The sequence below is a fragment of the Methylobacterium sp. 190mf genome (assembly GCF_900107945.1).
Taxonomy (GTDB): domain Bacteria; phylum Pseudomonadota; class Alphaproteobacteria; order Rhizobiales; family Beijerinckiaceae; genus Methylobacterium.
On sequence record NZ_FNVI01000022.1, the window covers coordinates 58,079 to 76,085 of the forward strand.

17 protein-coding genes are annotated in these 18,007 nt (G+C 72.6%); 6 read left to right on the plus strand and 11 right to left on the minus strand.

The features are described 5' to 3' along the window. Window positions 1-17: 17 nt before the first annotated feature. The 4 genes from C4T42_RS23380 to C4T42_RS23395 form a co-directional block, all read right to left on the minus strand. The gene (locus C4T42_RS23380) at window positions 18-1,733 is read right to left on the minus strand and encodes an HWE histidine kinase domain-containing protein (protein ID WP_051123710.1); all 1,716 of its coding nucleotides are present in this window, start codon (window positions 1,731-1,733) and stop codon (window positions 18-20) included. 172 nt (window positions 1,734-1,905) lie between these two features. Then, a complete protein-coding gene (locus C4T42_RS23385; RefSeq protein ID WP_020091323.1) occupies window positions 1,906-2,643 on the minus strand; it encodes a tRNA (guanine(46)-N(7))-methyltransferase TrmB in 738 nt (245 codons plus the stop codon). Between the two features lie 315 nt (window positions 2,644-2,958). Next, window positions 2,959-4,137 carry a methionine adenosyltransferase gene (gene metK / locus C4T42_RS23390; protein WP_020091324.1) on the minus strand — a complete coding sequence of 393 codons (1,179 nt, stop codon included), beginning with the start codon at window positions 4,135-4,137 and terminating at the stop codon, window positions 2,959-2,961. Between the two features lie 177 nt (window positions 4,138-4,314). Beyond that, entirely contained in the window at window positions 4,315-4,722 is a 408-nt protein-coding gene (locus tag C4T42_RS23395; RefSeq protein ID WP_012321411.1) for a helix-turn-helix transcriptional regulator, read from the minus strand. A gap of 763 nt (window positions 4,723-5,485) precedes the next feature. Here C4T42_RS23395 and C4T42_RS23400 point away from each other — a divergent pair. The 3 genes from C4T42_RS23400 to C4T42_RS23410 all read left to right on the plus strand — a co-directional run bounded on the left by C4T42_RS23400 (window position 5,486) and on the right by C4T42_RS23410 (window position 8,497). After that, entirely contained in the window at window positions 5,486-6,253 is a 768-nt protein-coding gene (locus C4T42_RS23400; RefSeq protein ID WP_244603264.1) for a pentapeptide repeat-containing protein, read from the plus strand. Between the two features lie 5 nt (window positions 6,254-6,258). After that, window positions 6,259-7,743, plus strand: a complete 1,485-nt coding sequence (locus C4T42_RS23405; RefSeq protein ID WP_103985947.1) for a M48 family metalloprotease — start codon at window positions 6,259-6,261, stop codon at window positions 7,741-7,743. 73 nt (window positions 7,744-7,816) lie between these two features. After that, complete coding sequence (locus C4T42_RS23410) at window positions 7,817-8,497, plus strand: glutathione S-transferase family protein (RefSeq protein ID WP_026604648.1); 681 nt, start codon at window positions 7,817-7,819, stop codon at window positions 8,495-8,497. 25 nt (window positions 8,498-8,522) lie between these two features. Here the strand turns inward: C4T42_RS23410 and C4T42_RS32060 are convergent, their stop codons facing one another. The 5 genes from C4T42_RS32060 to C4T42_RS23430 form a co-directional block, all read right to left on the minus strand. Continuing rightward, window positions 8,523-8,678: a hypothetical protein gene (locus C4T42_RS32060; protein WP_020091329.1), complete on the minus strand. Its 156-nt coding sequence runs from the start codon at window positions 8,676-8,678 to the stop codon at window positions 8,523-8,525. Between the two features lie 75 nt (window positions 8,679-8,753). Continuing rightward, window positions 8,754-9,191, minus strand: a complete 438-nt coding sequence (locus C4T42_RS23415; RefSeq protein WP_103985948.1) for an EamA family transporter — start codon at window positions 9,189-9,191, stop codon at window positions 8,754-8,756. Window positions 9,192-9,395: 204 nt separating this feature from the next. Beyond that, window positions 9,396-11,648, minus strand: coding sequence for a xanthine dehydrogenase family protein molybdopterin-binding subunit (locus C4T42_RS23420; protein ID WP_020091331.1), 2,253 nt, complete (start codon window positions 11,646-11,648; stop codon window positions 9,396-9,398). 8 nt (window positions 11,649-11,656) lie between these two features. Continuing rightward, window positions 11,657-12,664 carry a xanthine dehydrogenase family protein subunit M gene (locus C4T42_RS23425; protein WP_020091332.1) on the minus strand — a complete coding sequence of 336 codons (1,008 nt, stop codon included), beginning with the start codon at window positions 12,662-12,664 and terminating at the stop codon, window positions 11,657-11,659. Then, window positions 12,661-13,185, minus strand: a complete 525-nt coding sequence (locus tag C4T42_RS23430; protein ID WP_026604649.1) for a (2Fe-2S)-binding protein — start codon at window positions 13,183-13,185, stop codon at window positions 12,661-12,663. Before C4T42_RS23430 ends, C4T42_RS23425 begins: the two co-directional genes overlap by 4 nt. Window positions 13,186-13,458: 273 nt before the next feature. Between C4T42_RS23430 and C4T42_RS23435 the strand changes: the two genes are divergently transcribed. Beyond that, complete coding sequence (locus C4T42_RS23435) at window positions 13,459-14,844, plus strand: M20/M25/M40 family metallo-hydrolase (RefSeq protein ID WP_020091334.1); 1,386 nt, start codon at window positions 13,459-13,461, stop codon at window positions 14,842-14,844. Between the two features lie 19 nt (window positions 14,845-14,863). On the opposite strand, the gene C4T42_RS23440 is transcribed toward C4T42_RS23435, so the two are convergent. Then, the gene (locus tag C4T42_RS23440; RefSeq protein WP_020091335.1) at window positions 14,864-15,592 is read right to left on the minus strand and encodes a ParA family protein; all 729 of its coding nucleotides are present in this window, start codon (window positions 15,590-15,592) and stop codon (window positions 14,864-14,866) included. A 308-nt stretch (window positions 15,593-15,900) separates the two neighbouring features. On the opposite strand from C4T42_RS23440, the gene C4T42_RS23445 reads away from it, so the two are divergent. Further along, a complete protein-coding gene (locus tag C4T42_RS23445) occupies window positions 15,901-17,061 on the plus strand; it encodes an L-dopachrome tautomerase-related protein (protein ID WP_020091336.1) in 1,161 nt (386 codons plus the stop codon). 6 nt (window positions 17,062-17,067) lie between these two features. After that, window positions 17,068-17,511, plus strand: a complete 444-nt coding sequence (locus C4T42_RS23450) for an MEKHLA domain-containing protein (RefSeq protein WP_020091337.1) — start codon at window positions 17,068-17,070, stop codon at window positions 17,509-17,511. A 19-nt stretch (window positions 17,512-17,530) separates the two neighbouring features. Here the strand turns inward: C4T42_RS23450 and crcB are convergent, their stop codons facing one another. Continuing rightward, a complete protein-coding gene (crcB, locus tag C4T42_RS23455) occupies window positions 17,531-17,962 on the minus strand; it encodes a fluoride efflux transporter CrcB (RefSeq protein WP_020091338.1) in 432 nt (143 codons plus the stop codon). Window positions 17,963-18,007 lie beyond the last annotated feature (45 nt).

An 18,007-nucleotide genomic window follows, 5' to 3' on the forward strand; every position in this document is an offset into this window, starting at 1 on the left:
CGGGGACGGCCGCGGCGTCACACCAGCGGGTTGAGGCTGTCGTTGCGCGGCGGGATCGGGGCCCGCATGGTCAGGGAGAAGCCCCCGGGGGCGTAGTCGGTGGTCACCTCGGCCTGGACCTGGGTGATCAGGACCCGCTGCAGCAGGCGCGAGCCGAAGCCCTGGCGGCTCGGCGGCGCGACCGGCGGCCCGCCGGTCTCGCGCCAGGAGAACCGCAGGATCCCGGCCGGGCCGCCGGGCTCCAGGGACCATTCCACCGCCACCCGGCCGGTGCGGTTCGACAGGGCCCCGTACTTCGCCGCGTTGGTGGTGAGCTCGTGGATCGCCATGCCGATCGGCACCGCGATCTCGGAGGGCAGGTCGATCGCCGGCCCGTCGAGGCTGATGCGCCCCTCGGCGGCGCCGTCCGGCGCCACCTCCGCGTAGGGCTTCAGCTCGTTGCGCAGGAGATTGGCGATCGACGCCGTCTGCCACGTGTCCTCGGTGAGCACCGAGTGCGTGTGCGCCAGGGATTTGATCCGCCCGACAAAGGCCTCGTAGAAGCTCTCGATGCTGGACGCCGTCCGCGCGGTGGAGCCCACGATGGCCTGGACGGTCGCCAGCGTGTTCTTGACCCGGTGGTGCAGCTCGCGGATCAGCAGGCTCTGGCGCTCCTCCGCGACCCGGCGGTCGGTCACGTCCGCGACGACGCCGATCAGGCGGCGCGGCAGGCGGCCGGGGGCGTCGCGCTCGAACCGGCCGGCCATGTCGATCGTGCGCCACACGCCGTCGGACTTGCGCCGGATCCGGCCGCTGATGTGCAGGTCCCCGTCCTCCCGCAGCGCCTGGGAGATCGCCCGCCGGACCGCGGGGCGGTCGTCCGGGTGGAGGATGTCGTTGAGAAACTCGGTCTTGCCGATCGTCCCGTCCTCGGGCGCGTGCCCGAAGATCTCGTACATGTGCTCGTTCTCCCAGATCGCCTGGTCCTCGAGCATGTGCCACTCGAAGATGCCGAGCCGGGCGACCGTGGTGGCGACCCGCAGGCGCTGGTCGCGGGACAGGATCTCGTCCCGGGCCTCGACCCGCGTGGTGATGTCCTGGAGGACGCCGACCATGCCGATCGGCGCGCCGTCGGGGCCCGGCACGGCCTGCCCCCGCACCCGCAGGATCACGGTCCGCCCGGCCACCGTCGTGGCCGTGTCGAACTGGTAGGGCTCGTCGGTCCCGTCGGCCTCGGCGATCAGTGCGCTCAGGCGCGCGAGCTCCGCCGGCGACAGGCCGGTCTTCAGCTCCTCCCACGAGACGGAACGGCCCGGCGGGCGCCCGAGGATGCGGGCGGCGCGGCGCGACAGGGTGAGGAGGCCGGTCGCGCGGTCCCAGCGCCATTCCCCGAGCCCGGCGGCCGCGAGGGCCTCGCGGTTCGCCTCGGAATGGGCCGCCGCGTCCACGTCGACCGTCTCGACCGCCAGGGTCCGGCCCGCGCGCCGGACCCGCACGTCGAGGGGCGTGCCGTCCGCCCGGCGCCAGACCTGGAGACCGTCCCGGAGCCCCTCCGGCCCCTCGCCCAGGAGTTCGGCGGCCGCGCGCCCGGGCAGGGTGCCGGGCGGCCAGCCGGCGAGATCGTGCAGGGCCCGGTTGGCGGCGACGATCCCCGCCTCGTCCGCCGACAGCACGGCGAGGCCGATCGCGGCCTCGTCGAAGCCGGCGCGCAACGGGTCCTCCGCCGCCGGGTCCTGACCCACCCTCTCATTCACTCGGAAGAATCCTCGAACGCGCCGTGGCGCGCTCCCGCCGGAGATGAGCCCCCTCCCGCCACGATCACGGACCGCGGCGGGCCCTGAGGATGGCGCCCGAGCGTGACTGTGGCAAGGCGTTCCGCTCCGCCTGCGGCGACCGGGCACCCGCGCGACCCGACCGCGGGGGCTCTCAGCGGGGGCGGCGGGCGAATTCCAGATAGGTGGGCCGGCGGCCCGCTGCCAGCGCCTTGGCCTCGTAGCGCGTGCCGGGCCAGCCCGGGAACGGCCGCGTCCAGTCCCGCGCGTCCCGCGCCGTCCAGGCGAGGACCGGGCACCGCGCGGCCCGGACGAGCGTCCAGCCGGCATAGTCGTCGATGTCGCTGGCGAAGCGGAACAGGCCGCCGTCCTTCAGGACCCGGCCGATCTCGGCGAGCGACGCGTCGGAGACGAACCGGCGCTTGCGCTGCCGCCGCTTGGGCCAGGGATCGGGATAGAGCAGGTAGACCCGGTCGAGGCAGGCATCCGGCAGGCGCGCCAGCAGGGCGGTCACGTCCTCGTCGCGGATGCGGACGTTGCGCAGCGCACGCGCCTCGATCGCCGCCAGCAGCTTGACCACGCCGTTGACGAAGGGCTCGGCGCCGATGATGCCGACGGCCGGATGCGCGGCCGCCTGGGCGGCGAGGTGCTCGCCGCCGCCGAAGCCGATCTCCAGCCACAGCGCCTCCGGCGGCGCCGGCATGGCGGGGAACAGCGCGCGCGGATCGAGGATCGCGTCGCCCGGCGGCAGGTCGACCCGCAGGCTCGGCAGCAGCTCGGCGAGCCGGCGCTCCTGCTGCCCGCGCAGGCGCTTGCCCTTGCGGCGCCCGAAGAAGGCGCGCTCCGGCTCCTCGACCGGGTGGTCGGAGCGTCCAGGGGCGTCGGTGTCCACCGGCTCAGTCTACCTCGGAGATGGGACGCGTCCCGGGTCACGACCGGAGACGGGGCGCGTCGGTGGGATGCCGTCCGGGACAGCACGCCCGGCACGCCGCGACGCGGCACGATCGGGTGGCGCGGCACCCGCGCGGACGCCGCGGCGCCGAACGCACCGCGCCGCCAGCGCCCGATCGGGAACACGGGCCGCGGGGCCGCGGAGCATCCGGGACCGGGCGGCGCTCAAAGCACCGCCCGCACCGCCTTCACGTCACCCCGGCGCGCCGCCGATCTCCGGCCCGCGCGTCGGCCCGGGGCCGAGCGGAAGCCGCCCTCAGGCCAGCGCCGACTTCAGCTTGCCGGCGAGGTCGGTGCGCTCCCACGAGAAGCCGCCGTCGGCCTCGGGGGCACGGCCGAAATGGCCGTAGGCCGAGGTGCGCGCGTAGATCGGCTTGTTCAGGCTGAGCGCCGTGCGGATGCCGCGGGGCGACAGGTCCATGGCGTCCATCAGCACGGCCTCGAGCTTGGCCTCGTCGACCGTGCCGGTGCCGTGCAGGTCCACGTAGATCGAGAGCGGCTTCGACACGCCGATCGCGTAGGCGAGCTGGATCGTGGCGCGGCTGGCGAGGCCCGCGGCCACCACGTTCTTGGCGAGGTAGCGCGCCGCGTAGGCCGCCGAGCGGTCGACCTTCGTCGGGTCCTTGCCGGAGAACGCGCCGCCGCCGTGCGGGGCCGCGCCGCCGTAGGTGTCGACGATGATCTTGCGGCCGGTGAGGCCGGCGTCGCCGTCCGGGCCGCCGATCACGAACTTGCCGGTCGGGTTCACGTGCCAGACCGTGCCCTCGTTGACCCAGCCCTGCGGCAGCGCCTTCAGGATGTAGGGCTCGACGATGGCGCGGACGTCCGCGGAATCGAGGGACTCGTCGAGGTGCTGGGTCGACAGCACGATCTGGGTCACCTCGACCGGGCGGCCGTTCTCGTAGCGGACCGTGACCTGGCTCTTGGCGTCGGGGCCGAGCTTGGCGGCGTCGCCCTGCTTCGCCTTGCGGGCGTCGGCGAGGTCCTTGAGGATCTTGTGGGCGTAGAAGATCGGCGCCGGCATCAGCTCGGGCGTCTCGTCGGCGGCGTAGCCAAACATGATGCCCTGGTCGCCCGCGCCCTCGTCCTTGTTGCCGGCCGCGTCCACGCCCTGGGCGATGTCGGCCGACTGGGCGTGCAGGTGGATCGCGACGTCGTTGTTCTTCCAGTGGAAGCCCGACTGCTCGTAGCCGATATCCTTCACGGCCTCGCGGGTCAGGGCCTCGAGGTCCTTGAAGGTCACCGAATCGGGTCCGCGCACCTCGCCGGCGATGACGATGCGGTTGGTCGTGGCGAGTGTCTCGACGCCGAGCCGCGCCTCCGGCATCGCCGCGAGGTAGGCGTCGACCACGGTGTCCGAGATCCTGTCGCAGACCTTGTCGGGGTGTCCCTCGGACACGGACTCGCTGGTGAACAGGTAGTTGGAACGCGGCATCGGACGGCCTCGGCTGCAGAGGTACGCCGTCGCGATCGCGGCGTTTGACCCTTCATGGGGCCGGGGTTCTCGCACCCGGCCGGGGGCCGGTCAAGATGGAGGAACGAACGGATCCGCTATACCGGACGAAGCGACCGGAAAAACGATCGCGCGACGCCCCGGGGCCCGCCCCTGCCCTCAGCCGCCGAGCTTGCTCTCGAGGGCCCGGATGGCGTCGGCCACGTCGCGGCGCGCCTCCTCGGAGAAGTTCTCGGTGATGTGGCGGCCCACGACTTCCGCCAGCCCCTTCAACCCGGCTTCCGACAGGGTCGACTGCTCGCGCTCGCTGAAGCCCGGCGCGATGAAGTCATCGTTCCGGGGCATCCCTTTGAAGAAGTAATCCATCGGCACGCCGGTCATGCGCGAGAAGATGTCGAGATGGACGGCGCTGATCCGGTTGGTTCCCTTCTCGTACTTCTGGAGCTGAGCTGCAGACATACCGAAGCTCTGCGCGACGCGGCGCTGTGTGAGCGATGCCTTGCGGCGCTGCTCGGCGATGCGTTGCCCGACATAGACGTCGCGCTGATCGGTCTTCTGGCCCGCCATGAAGTGCTCGTCCACCCCCTGCCATGAATCCTGGCGGCAAAGCTTAGCGCGCCCCTCGGTACTTGTCACCGGCAGGCGTTCGACGTGGTGGACGATTTGCTCACGGCTCTGCGGCCGGGAGATCTGCAAGAATAGACAACTTGGTGTCCCCGGCAGGGCTCGAACCTGCGACCCCAGGTTTCATACCACTTCGGCTTTCGCCGCCGCGCCCCGAAGGTCCGCGTTCGTGGCCTGGACTATCCCTTCACCGTGGGCTGGACTGCATCCAACCGGTAGGTGCCGCCCGTCTAGTCTCTACACCTTCCCACAGAACGCCGGGGCGCCGCGCGGGCTTGGCTCGGGATCGGCAGAGCATCGGACGGCGGCGCGTCGATGCCGGAAGCTTTCCCCGACTTTGAGCGGATCCGTCGCGCGGTTTCCCGGCGCGACGCCCAATTGAACCTTCTAGGAAACCTGTGCTCTGTCCAGCTGAGCTACGGAGACGACCGGCGCTCCATAGCATTCTCGCCGGCCGAGGCCAACCGCGACCGGTGGGGCGCGGTGCCGGAGCCCGCGATCGCGGGGGGAACCGATGCGCGGGCGCGCGGCGGTCGTGCGGGGACGCCCGCTGGCGGCCTCGATGGCGACCTTGATGGCGGCGGCGCTCGCCGCTGCGGTGCCCTGTCCGGCACGCGCCGCGTCGCGCGCCGGGCCGTCGGCGTGCGCGACCGGGCCGGCGCGCGACGAGGTAGTGGCGGAAATCGGGCCCCGCGGGGAGATCCGTATGGTCTCGGGCCTCCGGGCGGTGCTGGACTCGCTGCGCTGGCCGGACACGCCGGAGGCCGCGTCCGCCGCGCGGACCTGGCTCGAGACCCGGCGGGGCGCCCGGGTCACGGTGGTTCCCCGCGGGCAGCCCGACCGGTGGGAGCGCGCGCGGGCCGACCTCCTGGTCGCGGAGGGCGACATCGCGGAGGGCGCGGATCTGGCGGGCGCGGATCTGGCGGGCGCGGATCTGGCGGGCGCGGATCTGGCGGGCGCGGATCTGGCGGGCGCGGATCTGGCGGGCGCGGATCTGGCGGGCGGCCTCATCGGGGCCGGCCTCGCGTACGCGGACGCGAACGAGGCCGATTCGCTGTGCCGGCCCGGCCTGCGCCTCGTGGAGGCGGCCGCCCGCGCGCGCGGGCTCGGCCTCTGGGGCGCGGCGCGCCCTGCGGCGGAGGACGGCCCGGCGCTCCGGGAGAAGGTCGGACATTTCGTCGTCGCGGAGGGCCGAATCCGCCATGTCGGCGAGCGCGGCGCGCGCACCTATCTCGATTTCGCGGCCCGCGGCACGGACGGCCTCACGGTGACAGTATCGAAACGCACTTGGCGAATGATGCGCGCCCGTGGTTTGAGTGCGGCCTCGCTCGAGGGCCGGCGCGTGCGGGTGCGCGGCCTCCTGGAGGTCCGGCGCGGCCCGACCCTGGAGGTCGCCCTCGACGGGCTCGAGACGCTCGAGGAGACGGACCGGCCGGAGGCCGATCCGGAGGGGGAACGGGGATTGCGGCGCTGATCGCGATGGGCGGGATCACGGGGCACATCGGCGCGGGGCGGACCCGCGCGGCGGGGCGGCGCACCCTCGGCGCGGCGGCGTTGGGCGGCCTCGCCCTGCTGCTCGGCGCCTGCGTGGCCGACCAGACCGAGGCGACCGTGCGGCCGGCCGTGGTGCGGGTGCCCGCGGAGGCGCCGCGCACCACCGGCCGCGAGCGCGCCGCCGATGCCGACCACCTCAAGCTCGTGGCCTCCTTCGGGGGCGAGGCCCGGGCCCCCAACTTCACGCGGATGCTGACGGAGGTGACCGACCGCCTCGTGAAGGCCAGCGACCGGCCCGACCAGGCCTACACGGTGACGCTCCTCGACTCACCGGTGGTCAACGCCTTCGCGCTGCCGAACGGGCGGCTCTACGTCACCCGCGGCCTCGTGGCCCTGGCGAGCGACACCTCCGAGGTGGCCGCCGTGCTGGCGCACGAGATGGCCCACGTGACCCTCAACCACGCCACGGCCCGCAGCGAGCTCGAGCTGCGCTCGGCGCTCGTCAGCCGCGTCGTGGCCGACGTGCTGAACGACCCCGATACCGGCGCGCAGCTGCAGAGCCAGTCGCGCTTCGCCCTCGCCCGGTTCTCCCGCGAGCAGGAGCTGGAGGCGGACGCCACCGGCGTGCGCACCCTGGCCAAGGCCGGCTACGACCCGTTCGCGGCCGGGCGCTTCCTCGCCGCGCTCAACCGCTCCACAGGACTGAAGGCCGGCAGCGCCGCCGCGCCCGACATGCTGGCGACCCATCCGGGCACGGCCGAGCGCATCACCCAGGTCACCCGCGCGGCCCGCCGCATCGGCGCGCCGGGCATCGGCACCGACGACCGCGCCGCCTACCTCGCGGCGGTGGACGGGCTCGCCTACGGCGACAACCCGCGCGACGGCGCGGTGCGCGGGCACCGCTTCATCCATCCCGGCCTCGGCATCGCCTTCGAGGTGCCGGAGGGCTTCACCCTGGAGAACACCCGCTCGGCGGTGCTCGGGACCACCCCGGACGGCGCCCGGCGCCTGCTGTTCGACCAGATCGAGGCCAAGGACGGCCAGTCCCTCGAGGCGGTGCTCAAGGCGAGCTGGAACGACGCCCTCGACCCGGCCGGCTTCGAGACCCGGGACGTCGCGGGCCACCCCGCGGCCTTCGCGCTGTCGCGGGGGAAGGAGTGGACCTTCCGCCTCGCGGCCATCCGGATCGGCGACTCGACCTACCGGATGATCATGGCCGCCAAGGGCGCCACCGATCCCGACCCGGCCTTCCGCCGCTGGACCGCGACCCTCGTCGCCGTGTCGCCCGACGAGGCGGTCCTGCGCCCCCTGCGGCTGCAGGTAGTCCAGGCGACTTCGACCAGCGCCGAGGACCTCGCCCGCCGCATGGCGGTGCCCGACCGGGCGCTCGACCGGTTCCTCGTCCTCAACGGGCTGGAGCGGGGCGCCGCGCTGGTGCCGGGACGCGGCTACAAGATCGTCGCGGAATAGCCGCCCTGCGCGGCCGCGCCTTGTGCGGGCGCGGGGCCCGGACATCCTGCCCGGGTCGTTCAGGGAGAGCGCCGTGATTCGATTCTTCTACAATCTCAGCCCCAACCCCATGAAGGTCGCCCTCTGCCTCGAGGAGATGGGGCTGCCCTACGAGCCGGTGCCGGTCGACACCCGCAGGGGCGAGCAGTTCGATCCGGCCTACACGGCCGTCAATCCGAACGGGAAGGTGCCGGCGATCGTCGACGGCGACGTCACCGTGTTCGATTCGAACGCGATCCTGATGTACCTGGCGGGCAAGACCGGCCGGTTCCTGCCGGAGGGCGAGCCGGTCCGCGGCGAGATGCTGTCCTGGCTGATGTTCGTGGCGACCGGCATCGGGCCGTTCTCCGGCCAGTGCGTGCATTTCCGCCACTTCGCGCAGGACGGGGGCGCCTACGCCACCGAGCGCTACGCCTTCGAGGCGCACCGGCACTGGGGCATCCTCGACCAGCGCCTCGCCGACCGCCCCTACGTGCTGGGCGACACCTACACGATCGTCGACATGGCGGTCTGGGGCTGGGCCCGGATGGTGCCCTTCGTCCTCGGCGAGGGCGCCTTCGGGGACCTGCCCAACGTCAAGCGCCACCTCGACGCGGTCAACGCGCGGCCGGCCGCCCAGGCCGCCGAGGCGCTGAAGGGCCGCCACGCCTTCAAGGCGGAGATGGACGCCGAGGCGCGGGGCTTCATGTTCCGCGCCGTGAAGGGCGCCGCCTGACGCCCCGCCGGACCGGTCCCGCGCCTCAGGGCGCGGGGGCGGTCACCGTGAGCATCGGCAGGGTGACGGAGAGCGTTCCGGCCGGCACGCGCGCGGTGCCGAGCGTGAGGCAGGCGCCGAGTCCGAGACAGAGTGCGAGACCGAGCATCGAGGTCTCGAAGCCGCGATAAACCCATTCCATGACGGTCCCCTTTCGCGAGGCAACCGCAGGATGCGCGCATCGCGTTAAGGGATCGGTGCGCCAGCGCGCACGGTCTCACAGTCCGGAGGCGACGAGGGCCGCGCCCGCCGCGATCAGCGCGACGCCGGCCCAGACGGCGAGGCTGAGGGTCTCGCCGAGCAGGGTGGCGCCGAGGATCGCCACCAGTACGACGCTGAGCTTGTCGATCGGCGCGACCCGGGCAGCGTCGCCCAGCGACAGCGCGCGGAAGTAGCAGAGCCACGACGCCCCGGTGGCGAGCCCCGACAGGACGAGGAAGACGAGGCTCCGACCGGAGACCTGCGCGAGGCCGCCGGCCTGCCCGGAGGCGACCACGATCGCGCCGGCGAAGATCAGGATCACCGCGGTGCGCACGAAGGTCGCGACGTCCGACGGCACGCCCGCGACCCCCACCTTGGCGAGGATCGCGGTCAGCGCCGCGAAGCCGGCGGCGGCGAGCGCCCAGAAGCGCCAGGATTCCAGCAGGGGGCTCACGGAAATTCCTACGCCGTCCCTATTCGCAGGGCTCGGACGCATCCTCGTCCTTGCGAGCGCAGCGAAGCAACCCAGACAGCGCCACGCTCGACGATGTCGCGTCGCCCTGGGTCGCTTCGCTGCGCTCGCGCTGACGGCGCGGCCCAGCGTGATCCGCGCGACTCCTTGCCGAACCGTCAATGTTTCCCGTGAAACATCCGCTGTTCACAGGAGCTTGTCGACGGTGATCGGCAGGTCGCGCACCCGCCTGCCGGTGGCGTGGAAGACCGCGTTGGCGATGGCGGCCGCGGTGCCGACGATGCCGATCTCGCCGAGCCCCTTCACGCCCAGCGGGTTCGCCTTGTCCTCCTCCTCCACGAAGATCACGTCGATATCGTAGATGTCGGCGTGGACCGGCACGTGGTACTCGCCGAGATTGTGGTTCATGAACCGGCCGATGCGGTGGTCGAGCATCGACTCCTCCTCGAGGGCCGAGCCGATCCCCATCACGACGCCGCCGAGGATCTGGCTGCGCGCCGTCTTCGGGTTCAGCACCTTGCCGGCCGCGATCGCCGAGACGATGCGGGTGACCCGGACCTGACCCAGCTCCTCGTCGACCTTCACCTCGGCGAAGATCGCCGAGTGGGTGTAGGCCTCGTATTTCTGATTGAAGTCCTTGTCGGGCCCGGCCTCCTCGACGGCCTCGACCTTGTCGACGCCCGCCGCCTGGAGCACCTCGACGAGCGACACGCTGCGGCCCGGATCGCCCGCGACCGCGATGCGGCCGTCCGCGAACACGGCGCGGTCGAAGTCGACGTTGGCCAGCGGCGAGTTCTCCATTGCGCGGGCGAGCTTGAACACCTGCGCGCCGACGTTGCGGCAGGCCTTCATCACGGCGGTGCCCGAGGAGGCGGCCGTCCACGAGCCGCCGGCGACCGGGGCCTCCGGCAGGCGGGTGTCGCCGAGCTTGGTGGTGACCGCGTCCATCGGCAGGCCCAGCGTGTCGGCCGCGATCTGCGTCAGGATCGTGTAGGTGCCGGTGCCGATGTCGCCGGTGGAGTTGCCGACCGTCAGGCGGCCGTCCGGCGTCAGGGTCGCGATGGCGCTCGACTGCATCATCATCGATTCCCAGATGCCGGTGGCCACGCCCCAGCCGACCAGCTCCCGGCCCTCGCGCATGGAGCGGGGCTCAGGGCTGCGCTTCGCCCAGCCGAACCGCTCGGCGCCCTGCCGGAAGCAGCTCTTCAGCTCCTTCGAGCCGAACGGCTTGCCCTCGGCGGTGGCGTCGGACTCGGCGTAGTTCCTCAGCCGCAGGTCGATCGGGTCGAGCCCGGTCGCGTAGGCGAGTTCGTCCATCGCGGTCTCGATGGCGAAGACGCCGGTCACCGCGCCGGGGGCGCGCATGTCGCCGGGCGTCGGCGTGTCGAGCTTCACCAGCCGGTAGCCGAGGGCGACGTTGTCGCACCGGTAGAGGACGCCCGACCAGTTGACGACGACCTCCTGGTAATCCTCGTACTGCGAGGTGCCCTGGACGGCGTCGTGGCGCAGGGCCGTCAGCCTCCCGTCGGCCTCGGCGCCGAGCGCGATCGTCTGCAGCGCCTCGGACCGGTAGGTGAAGCTCCACAGCTGGTCGCGGGTCAGGGTCACGCGCACGGAGCGCTTCAGCTCCTGGGCGGCCAGCATCGCCAGGAACAGCTGGTACTGCGGGCGCAGGCCCGAGCCGAAGCCGCCGCCGAGATAGGGGTTGAGCACCCGGACCTGATCGGGCTTCAGGCCGAAGACGTTGGTGAGATACTGGTGGCTGTTCGAGACGCCCTGGATCTTGTCGTAGACCGTGTAGGTGCCGTCCTGCTCGACCACCACCGTGGAGGCGTGCGGCTCCAACGGGTTGTGGTGCTCGTCGGCGAGGCTGTAGGCGCCCTGCACGCGGACCGGCGCGCTGCCGAACGCCTTGTCGGCGTCGCCCCAGGGCTCCGGCGGCGGCTTGATGCCCGTGCGCTTGTAGGGCGGGTCGTAGGCGGTGCCGCGCAGGGCTTCCAGGTCGGTCCCGGGCTCCTCCATCGCGTAGCTCACGCGGACGAGGGACGCGGCGTAGCGCGCGGTCTCGAAATCCTCCGCCACCACCAGGGCGACCGGCTGGCCGCTGAACACGATCAGGTCGTCGTAGAGGGCGCGGAACGGCGAGCCGGGGGGCGCCACCTGGTCCTGGAAGTTCTTGTCCCGCCACGCGGTCCGCGGCCGGTTCTCGTGGGTCAGGACCTTGAGGACGCCCGGCACCGCCTCGGCCTCGACCGAGTCGATGGCGGTGATCCGGCCCTTGGCGATCGAACTCGACACCACATAGCCGTAGGCGAGGTCGGGCGCGGCGAACTCGCCCGCGTACTTGGCGAGCCCGGTCACCTTGGCGGGCCCGTCGATGCGGCTGCGCGGGCTGCCGACGAAGGTGTCGCGGCCGGTGGAGCTGAAGGTCTGTGTCATGGCAGAACCTACTGGATGCGCTTGTCGCTGAGCGACTGGGGCGTGCCGGCGGCGGCCTGCTCGAGGCCGCGCACGATGGCGCGCCGGGCGAGATCGATCTTGAAGCCGTTCTCCGACTGGGGCTTGGCCTCCGCGACGATCAGGTCGGCCGCCGCCTGGAAGCTCTCGCGGGTCGCGGGCTTGCCCTCCAGCAGGGCCTCGGCCTCGCGGTTGCGCCAGGGCTTGTGGGCGACGCCGCCGAGCGCCAGCCGCGCGGTCTTCACCCGGTCGCCGTCGAGTTCCAGGGCCGCCGCCACCGAGACCAGCGCGAAGGCGTAGGACAGGCGGTCGCGCAGCTTCAGGTAGGTGTAGTGCTGCGGGAAGCGGCTCTCCGGCAGGTCGACCGACACGATGATCTCGCCGGGGGCGAGGTTCGTGTCCCGCTCGGGCGAATCCCCCGGCAGGCGGTGGAACTCGGAGAACGGGATCGACCGGTCGCCCTGCGGTCCGCTCACCCGCACGGTGGCCTCCAGGGCGGCCAGCGCGATGCACATGTCGGAGGGGTGGGTGGCGATGCAGTGCGCGCTCGTCCCGAAGATCGCGTGGATGCGGTTCATCCCGCCGATCGCCGGGCAGCCGGAGCCGGGCGCGCGCTTGTTGCAGGGCGTGGCCACGTCGTAGAAATAGTAGCAGCGGGTCCGCTGGAGCAGGTTGCCGCCCGTGGAGGCGGCGTTGCGCAGCTGCGCCGAGGCGCCGGCCAGGATGGCGTTGCGCAGGAGCGGGTACCGGGCCGCTACCCGATCGTCGTAGGCCGCCTTGGCGTTGGTCACGAGCGCCCCGATCCGCAGGCCGTCCCCGCTGTCCTCGATCCGGTCGAGGGGCAGGCGGGTGATGTCGATCAGCCGGCCCGGCTTCTCGACCTCGTACTTCATCAGGTCGATCAGGTTGGTGCCGCCGGCGATGAAGCGGGCCCCGGCCCCGAAGGCCTGCACCGCCTCCGCCACCGTGCCGGCGCGGACGTAGTCGAAGCGGTTCATCGGGCGCCTCCCTGCATGACGTCCTCGATGGCGTCGACGATGTTGGTGTAGGCGCCGCAGCGGCAGATATTGCCGCTCATCGCCTCGCGGATCTCGTCCCGGGTGTGGGCGTGGCCCTCGTTCATCAGGCCGACCGACGAGCAGAGCTGGCCCGGCGTGCAGTAGCCGCACTGGAAGGCGTCGTGCTCGATGAACGCCTCCTGGATCGGGTGGAGGGCGTTGCTGCCCGCCCGGTCGCCGAGGGCGGCCAGCCCCTCGACCGTGGTGATCTCGGCCCCGTCCTTCATCACCGCCAGCGTCAGGCAGGAATTCACCCGGGTGCCGTTCACCAGCACCGTGCAGGCCCCGCACTGGCCGTGGTCGCAGCCCTTCTTGGTGCCGGTGAGGTCGAGCCGCTCGCGCAGGAGGTCGAGGAGCGTGGTCCACGGTGCGACCTGCAGTTCGCGCCGCTGCCCGTTGATCGTCAGCGTGATGCCGATCGGCGTGTCCGCCGACACCGGCGGCTGGGTCTCGAGGCGCATGATGTCGTCCACGGTCTGGGCCGGCCGGGGCCGGGCGGGAGCGGATCGGTCCGGGGCAGCGACCGGCAGCGACGCGCGGGCCGCGGCCTGGGCTTCCGGTCGATAACCATTCCAATCTGCGCCTGTTCCGGAGCGCGCCGTCTCAACCCGTGAGCGAGGGTGGCGCGCCTGCGGCGCGCATATCGGCCGCCGCACCGTCCGACATTGCCGGCCCCACCTCGCCTCGGCTAACCCTCCTTCCCGCAGAGTCCACGCCGCACCCCGGAGCCACCGATGGCCGCGCTCGACGCGATCCTCAACGACATCGACACGGACCTGGAGAACGCCCTGGAGCGGCTGTTCGCCTTCCTGCGGATCCCGTCGATCTCCACCGATCCCGCCTATGCCGGGCATTGCCGCGAGGCCGCCGCCTGGCTCGCCCAGGACCTGACCGCGCTGGGCTTCGAGACCTCGGTGGAGGAGACCTCGCTCCACCCGGTGGTCCTGGCCCACCGGCCGAAGCCGGGAGCGCCGCACGTCCTGTTCTACGGCCATTACGACGTGCAACCGGTCGATCCCCTCGACCTGTGGAAGACGCCGCCCTTCGAGCCGCACATCGCTGACGACGGCCAGGGCGGCAAGACGATCGTCGGGCGCGGCGCCTCCGACGACAAGGGTCAGGTGATGACCTTCGTGGAGGCATGCCGGGCCTATATCGCCATGCACGGCGAGTTGCCTTGCGGCGTCACGATCCTGATCGAGGGCGCCGAGGAGAGTGGATCACAAGGCCTGCCCGAATGGGTCGCGGCCAACCGCGAGAGACTCGGCTGCGACGTGGTCCTCGTCTGCGACACCGGCATGTGGGACCGGAAGACCCCGGCCATCACGTCGTCGCTGCGCGGGCTCGCCTATTTCGAGGTGAAGGTCACCTGCGCCGACCGCGACCTGCATTCCGGCTTCTTCGGCGGCGCGGCGCGCAACCCGATCCACGTTCTGTCGAAGATCATCGCCGACCTGCACGACGCGGACGGGCGGGTGACGATCCCGGGCTTCTACGAGGGCGTTCACGAGCGCCCGCCGGAGTTGCTGGAGCAGTGGCGCGGCCTCGGCCTGACGCCGGAGACGCTGCTCGGGCCGATCGGCCTCAAGGAGCCCGCGGGCGAGCGCGGGCGGATGCCGATCGAGCTGGTGCAGTCCCGCCCCTCCTGCGACGCCAACGGCATCATCGGCGGCTATACCGGCGAGGGCACCAAGACGGTGATCGCCTCCACCGCCTCCGCCAAGGTCTCGTTCCGCCTCGTGGACGACCAGGACCCGAAGCGGCTCGCCGAGAGCTTCGAGGCCTTCGTGCGCGCGCGGGTGCCGGCCGACTGCCAGGTCGAGGTCATCACCTACAAGGGCTCGCGGGCGATCAGCCTGCCCTTCGACATGCCGCAGCTCGGGGCCGCCAAGGCGGCGCTGCAGGACGAGTGGGGCGTGCCGGCCGTGACCGTGGGCGCGGGCGGCTCGATCCCGATCGTCGGCGACTTCAAGCGGATCCTGGGGCGCGACACCCTGCTGATCGGCTTCGGCCTCGACGACGACCGGATCCACTCGCCGAACGAGAAGTACGACCTGACGAGCTTCCACAAGGGCACGCGCTCCTGGGCGCGGATCCTCGCGGCCCTCGGCCAGGGCTGATCCCGGCAGCGGCCCGATCTCAGCGGGCGGGCGCCGCCCGCATCTTCCCGTCGACCCAGGCCCAGAGCGCCCGGACCTCCTCGGCGGCCTGGCTGCCGGGGGCGAATTCCGTGACGCCGAGCCCGGTCGCCAGGGCGTCCTGGTGGTCGACCCGGTGGATGATCCCGGGCTCGGCCAGCACGCCCAGGGCGCGCAGCTGCGCCGCGTAGGCGCTGGTGCGCGGCGAGGGCGGCGGCGGGCACTGGTTCAGCACCAGGGCCAGCCGCTCCCGCAGGCCGAGGCCGACCAGCGCCTGGAGCGTCGGCCGGGCGGCCACGATGTCGAGCCGGGAGGGACGGACCGGCATCAGGACGAAATCGGCGTCCTTCAGGGCCGGCGCGAGGCCGGACGCGCTGCCGGCGGTGTCGAGGACGGCGAGGGTCGTGCCCTGCTCGGCGAGAATACCGAGGATCTCCGAGAGCTGGCCCATCTCCCAGGGCTGGACCCGGTCGACCGCGACGGCGTCGCGCGCGCGGTCGCTCCTGCCGTCGTTCTTGCGCAGGGCCCCCCAGCCGGCTAGCGAGCTCTGCGGGTCGAGATCGAGGGCGGTCACCTGCTCGCCCGCTTCCGCGGCGGCGACCGCCAGGGAGGCCGCCAGGGTGGTCTTGCCCGTCCCGCCCTTCTGCACCGCCAGGGCGAGGACCCGCAGCGGCCCGGCGTCGGGCCAGGGCGCGGTCTCCGGCGCCGGTTCGGATCCTTCGGGATCCATGCGTGTCCCACCTCTCCACATCTGTCAGCCGGGCCGCGGCCCAGGCGGCGCCGAATCGAACGACCGGCACGACCGTGCTTAGCGTGACGGCGTGGGCCGGAGCCAGCGCCGCGCCCCGGCACCTGTGGACCGCCCCGAGGCGGCTCCCGATCACCGGTCCCGGGGACCGGTCCCGGACTTCCGCCGCGAGGCCGCCGCGATACCGCATCGCGGGATCGTGCGCCGGGCCCGCGCGTTGGGCCGGCATCCCCACAGGTTGAGCGGCGCGCCAAGACCCTCGCCCCGACAAGCTCCGCGACAGGATCCCCATGCGCCTCGATCGCCGCCGCCTGCTCGGAACCGGTCTCCTGGCCCTCGCCGCCCCCGCGGCGCGCGCCGCGACGCCGTCGCCCCCGACGAGCCGGCCCGTGGGGACGCTGGAGCTCGCCATCGCGGCGGACGCGCCCTCGACCCCCACGGGGCTCGCCATCGCCCGGGGCGGCCGGATCTTCGTGATGATGCCGCGCTTCACCGGCGCGGAGCCGATCACCCTCGGCGAGGTGCTGCCCGACGGGTCGGTGAAGCCCTACCCGGACGCGGCGACCAACCGCCCGGATCCGGGCGCGCCGCAGGCGTCGCTGTTCCACGTCCCCAACGGCGTCTTCGACCGCGACGACACCCTCTGGGTGCTCGATGCCGGACTGCCCGCCGGCAAGGGGCGGCCGGTGCCGGGCGGCGCGAAGATCCTGGCGATCGATATCGGCCGGAACAGCGTCCGCCGGACGATCCCCCTCGACGCGGGGATCGGCCCGGATTCCTCCCTGAACGACCTGCGGGTCGACGTGCGCGACGGCCGCGCGCTGGCCTACGTCACCGACCAGGGCCAGTCCGGCGCGGGCGCGATCCTGGCGGTCGACCTCGACAGCGGGCGGGTGGTGCGGCGCCTCGCGGACCACGTCAGCACGCGGTCCGAGGAGGGCATGGTCAAGTTCGTGGAGCGCCGCCCCGTGATGGAGCGGAAGGGCGACGCGCCCGAGAAGAGCCCGAAGGGCGGCGCCAACGGCATCGCGATCAGCCCGGACGGCCGCCGCCTCTACTACGCGCCGCTGATGAGCCGGCGGCTCTACGCGGTCGAGACAGCGGCCCTGCGCGATCCGGACGTCGCGGACGCGGCCGTGGCCGCCGCCGTCGCGGATCTCGGCGAGAAGGGCATGACCGGGGGACTGACCACCGATTCCCAGGACCGGGTCTATCTCAGCCTGCAGGAGCACAACGCGGTCGGCCGGCGCCTGCCGGACGGCACCGTCGAGGTGCTGGCCGCCGACGACCGGCTGGTCTGGGCCGACACGTTCTGGATCACCCCGGACCGTTGGCTCTATATCTCGGCGGCCCAGGTGAACCGGCGGCCGGAATTCAACCGCGGCCGGGACCTGCAGCAGCCGCCCTACGCGATCCTGCGCATGCGCATCGACGCCGACCCAGTCCTGTAGCGGATCATGACGGACCTCTCGCACGACCCGGACTTCTTCGCCCTGCTCACCGGCAGCTACGCGCGGCGCCTCGGCGAGCCTCTGGTGCCGGCGGATGCGGACGCGGACTGGCTCTACGCGGCAGCCCCGTTCGCGGTGCTCGCCCATGACGGGGGCGCGGATCCGCGCTTCGTCTACGCCAACCGGACCGCGCAGGCCTGCTTCGGCTACGCGTGGGACGAGCTCGTCGGCCTGCCCTCGCGGCTCTCGGCCGAGGCTCCCGAGCGGGCCGAGCGGCAGCGGCTCCTCGACGCGGTCACCCGGGACGGCTTCAGCCGCGGCTATCGCGGCCTGCGGATCGCCAAGGACGGCCGGCGCTTCTGGATCGACGAGGCGGTGGTCTGGCAGCTCGACCGCGACGGCGCGACGGTAGGGCAGGCCGCGACCTTCGCGCAGTGGCGCGACGCGTGAGGGCCAGGCCGCCGCCCGGTCAGCCGTCCTCCTCGATGCTGACCTGGGCGATCTGCACGGCGCCGCCGTTCCAGTGGGCCGCCACGACGTGGCCCAGCGCGACCGCGAGGACGCAGAGCACCACCGAGGCGAACACGTTGACCATGGCCCGGACCACCGCGCCGTTCCGCATGAGGTCGAGGGTCTGGAGGCTGAACGACGAGAAGGTCGTGTAGCCGCCGCACAGCCCGATCATCACGAACAGGCGGACGTTCTCGGAGACCGGGAAGCGCCCATGCGCCAGGGTCAGCGTGCCGAACAGGCCGATGATGAACGAGCCCGTCACGTTGATGAGGATCGTGCCCCAGGGCAGGTCGCGGCTGATGGGCAGCGCCAGCACCGAGACGACGTAGCGGGCCAGGGTGCCGAGGGCACCGCCGATCATGACCAGGATGCAGGTGGTGAAGGACATGCGCGCTCCAGTGCGTCGGGCGGGCATGAGAAACCCGCCGTCGCG